Origin of the sequence: Streptomyces sp. SID11385 (assembly GCF_010548245.1) — a bacterium.
Classification (GTDB): domain Bacteria; phylum Actinomycetota; class Actinomycetes; order Streptomycetales; family Streptomycetaceae; genus Streptomyces.
Genome location: NZ_JAAGLR010000896.1, coordinates 1 through 2565, shown reverse-complemented (window position 1 = coordinate 2565; position 2565 = coordinate 1). Strand labels below are relative to the sequence as shown.

Annotated in this window: 1 protein-coding gene and 2 pseudogenes; 2 read left to right on the top strand and 1 reads right to left on the bottom strand. The window is 74.0% G+C overall.

Annotated features, from left to right (window positions below):
- Positions 1-215, top strand: a pseudogene (locus tag G3I42_RS27365) (hypothetical protein); the annotation flags it as partial.
- 9 nt (positions 216-224) lie between these two features.
- On the opposite strand, the gene G3I42_RS27360 reads toward G3I42_RS27365, so the two are convergent.
- A complete protein-coding gene (locus G3I42_RS27360; RefSeq protein ID WP_203607414.1) occupies positions 225-1661 on the bottom strand; it encodes a S28 family serine protease in 1437 nt (478 codons plus the stop codon).
- Positions 1662-1882: 221 nt separating this feature from the next.
- Between G3I42_RS27360 and G3I42_RS27355 the strand changes: the two are divergent.
- Positions 1883-2565: pseudogene (locus G3I42_RS27355) on the top strand (hypothetical protein); the annotation flags it as partial.

Sequence of the window (2565 nt, the reverse complement as noted above, 5' to 3'; positions counted from 1 at the left end):
GGGCCGTCGGCGCGGGCAAGGTGCGCGAGACGGCGTGCGGGGCACGCGGCGCGGAACGGCCCGCGTACCGGGTGGTCGCGACGGTGCGGGAGCGGACGGAGTGCCCGGAGCGGACGGAGCTGTACGTGACGGTGGGCGGGGCGCGGCCGGTGGGGTGCGCGGTGCCGGTACGGGGGCAGGACGCGCCGCGCCTCGCCCCCGTACCCGTCGCCTAGTGGACCGGTTTACGGTCGCAGCCTCGGCTCCTCCGCCGGGGCCTTGTCGAGCCGCGCGAGCGGCGCCGCCGCCTGCGTGCCCGCGTCCAGGCCCGCCCAGTCGAGCACGCGCGCCGTGGCGAGTGCGCGGGCGCCGGGGACGAGGCCCGCGATGTTCGCGCCGTGGTTGGCGCCGGGCGCGGTCATGACGTACGCGTCCCTCGACCCGGCGCCGACGCGGAAGCGCTCCGCGCCCCAGGGGTCGTTCTCGCCGTAGACGAAGAGCATGTGCCGCGCGTGGTGGCGCACCCAGCGGTCGACGTCCGGGATCGCGCGCCGGTCGAAGCGCATCGGGATCTCGCGGGGCACGAAGTTGCGCGGCGGCTGGTAGCCGTAGCGGGTCAGGCCCTTGAGGTGCGGGAGGGAGATGGTGGGGGCGCCGAGCTGCGTACCGGCCTGGTAGTAGTACGGCGTGTACGGGGCGAGGCCCTGGTCGGTGTAGAAGGACCAGCCGGAGATCGCGTCGACGTACGCGTACAGGTCCGCGTCGCTCACCGTCCTCGCGTCGGGCACGTCGGCGCAGTCGGCCTCGCCCGAGTACTGCCAGAAGCCCCACACGAGGTCGAGGACGACGGCCTCGTACGCCTTGTCGAGCGTGCCGACCGTGCCGAAGGACCAGCCCTCGCTCTTCGCCTGCTCCGCGTAGTACTTCTTCTCCAGCGGCTCGCGGCGGATCAGGGCCTCGCGCTGGACCGCGTCGAGCGCGTCGCGGCACTCGGCCGTGCCGACCTTCTCGAAGAAGCGGTCGTAGGCGGAGTCCTCGGCGTTGTTCACGTCGTTCGGCGCGACGTAGGCGACGACACCGTCCATGTCCTGCGGGTAGTAGCGCTCGTAGTACGTGGCGGTCATGCCGCCCTTCGAGCCGCCGGTGGCGAGCCAGTTCTGCCCGTACACCTTCTTGAGCGCCCGGTAGATGCGGTGCTGGTCGCTCGCGGCCTGCCAGATGTCGAGCTTGGACCAGTCGGCGGGCTGGGGGCGCGAGGGCGAGAAGTAGCGGTACTCGACGGAGACCTGGTTGCCGTCGACGAGCCGGGTCGGCTCGGAGCGGGACGCGCTGGTGGAGACGTCGTAGCCGCTCGTGTACATGACGGTGGGGCGGCTCGTGTCCTTGTGCAGGACGGTGAGGCGCTGCGTGAAGCTGCCGCGCGAGGGGTGGCGGTGGTCGACCGGCTGGCGGTAGGCGAGCACGAAGTAGCGGTAGCCGCTGACGGGCTTCTCCTCGATCAGGCTCATGCCGGGGATCGAGAGGAGGCGTTCCTTGATGTCGCGGGTGTCGGGGGCGGGGGCGCTCGTGCTTCCGGAGGTCGTGGGGGCGGTGGGGGCGGCGGGCCGGGGTGCTGCCGTGGCCGTACTTGCTATGCCGGCGGTGAGGGTGCCTGCCACGAGGGCCGCGAGGAGGGCTCTCAGCGTCTGTGCGCGCACGGGGCTCCTTTGTCCGGGAGGGGCCGGGGGCCGCCGGAGGTTGGCCGGGGGCTCCCGAGGACCGGGTGACGGGTTGTCGGCTCGTGTGCTGGAACGTAGCCGATGAGGTGACGGGCGGCCAGATGGTCGCGGCCGGGCGGGGGCGAGATGATATGACCGGCGCGTCACGTTTCGTACGCTTCCCGCCATAGGTGAAGGTGTCGGCGATGAGCACCCCCACCGCCCTCGCCACCGTCGCCTCGTCACCCCGTGCCGCCGCGCGCCGCTCCCCCTCGGCGCTGGCGTTCGTGGCCCTGGCCTACGGCCTCGTCCAACTGGCCGCCGTCGTCCCCTGGCTGGGCCTCGGCTGGGACGAGTCCGTCTACGTGTCGCAGACGGACCCGCACCACCCCGCCGCCTACTTCTCGGCCCCGCGCTCGCGCGGCGTGACCTACCTGACGGCTCCCCTGACCTGGCTGACGAACGACCCGCACGCGGTCCACCTCTGGCTGGCACTGCTGTCCACGGCGGCCCTGTACACCGCCTTCGCGGTATGGCGCGCCCTGCTGGGCACGGCCCGCTGCGCCCTTGCGGCCGGCCTCTTCGCCTCCCTGTGGACGGCGCTCCTGTACGGCCCCCAGGCGATGCCGAACCTGTGGGTGGCGCTGGGGTCGGTGGCGGCGGTGGGGTGGTTGCTGCGGGGGGCGGCGGGTGGGGTGGGGGGCGGGGTGGCCGGCGTGGGTGGCGGGGTGGCGGGGGCGGGCGGCACGGGAGGCGGAACGGCCGGCGCGCCTGGAGGGGTAGCCGAGACGGTTGGCACCGGGGCCGGACTGGCCGGGGCAGGCAGCGCGGAACCGGCCGGGGCGGACAGCGCGGATGGAGGCGCAGCCGGGGCAGTCGGCGCGGGTGG